The sequence below is a fragment of the Methylobacterium sp. WL116 genome (genome assembly GCF_008039455.1).
Lineage (GTDB): Bacteria > Pseudomonadota > Alphaproteobacteria > Rhizobiales > Beijerinckiaceae > Methylobacterium.
Genome location: NZ_VRUV01000911.1, coordinates 1 through 1,032, shown reverse-complemented (window position 1 = coordinate 1,032; position 1,032 = coordinate 1). Strand labels below are relative to the sequence as shown.

General features: G+C 71.5%; 2 protein-coding genes. Both read left to right on the top strand.

Annotation, left to right across the window (positions count from 1 at the left end; all coding sequences use genetic code 11):
- On the top strand, positions 1-276 hold a 276-nt coding region (locus FV223_RS31350), incomplete at its 5' end, for a hypothetical protein (protein ID WP_210247536.1).
- A gap of 208 nt (positions 277-484) precedes the next feature.
- Positions 485-1,032: oligopeptide transporter, OPT family (locus FV223_RS28395; RefSeq protein ID WP_246689850.1), on the top strand; the 548-nt coding region annotated here is incomplete at its 3' end.

Sequence of the window (1,032 nt, the reverse complement as noted above, 5' to 3'; positions counted from 1 at the left end):
GCCGTCCCGCGCGACATCGACGCGTCGTCCCGAGCGAAACCCGAGCGGCAGGGCGTTTTCTCCCGCCGCGACGCTTTGCCGTCGCGGCCCGGCATGGACGGGATCTGCATTCGCCGTGCCGCGTCGCGTCCCGCGCGGCGACCGTCCGAGGCCCGGCTGTGTGTGTCGAAGCGCGGCGGGGCGGAGCGCCCATCGGGCCCGAGCCCGCCGATCTGCCGGGGAAACCTCGGCTCGAATTCCTTGTTCCGCGACGCGGCCGACAAAAATCAAGCTTAACGCAGGTTATGGTTCGGCCCGTCGCATCGATCGACAGACTAGCCGAGGTCGACGCGAACGGCCGTCGCGCGGCGAGCCTTGCGAGGATCGTCGTGGGACGCGCCCGGCGCGGCGAATGCAGATCCCGTCCATGCCGGGCCGCGACGGCAAAGCGTCGCGGCGGGAGAAAACGCCCTGCCGCTCGGGTTTCGCTCGGGACGACGCGTCGATGTCGCGCGGGACGGCCGGGACCGGGGGCACGATGGACGCGGCGAACCAGGTGACGAAGGTCCAGGATGCACCGCGTGGAAGCCAGGATGCACCGCGTGCACGCAAAGGCGCGCCGCGTGCGCGGGAGATCACCCCGCGCGGAATCGCGCTCGGCGCCGCGATCACGGTCGTGTTCATCGCCGCCAACGTCTACATGGGCCTGAAGACCGGGATGACGTTCTCGTCCTCGATCCCGGCGGCGATGATCTCGATGGGCTGCCTGCGGCTGCTCGGCGGCTCGAGCATCCTCGAGAACAACATCGTGCAGACGCAGGCCTCCGCCGCCGGCACGCTGTGCAACGTCATCCTGATCCTGCCCGGCCTGGTGCTGATCGGGCATTGGCACGGCTTCCCGTTCTGGCAGACCAGCGCGGTGTGCGCCCTCGGCGGCCTGCTCGGCGTCGCGTTCTCGATCCCGCTCCGGCGCGCGCTCGTCACCCGCGCGGGCCTGCCCTACCCGGAGGGCGTCGCCGCCGCCGAGGTGCTGCGCACCGGCGAGGGCGAGGC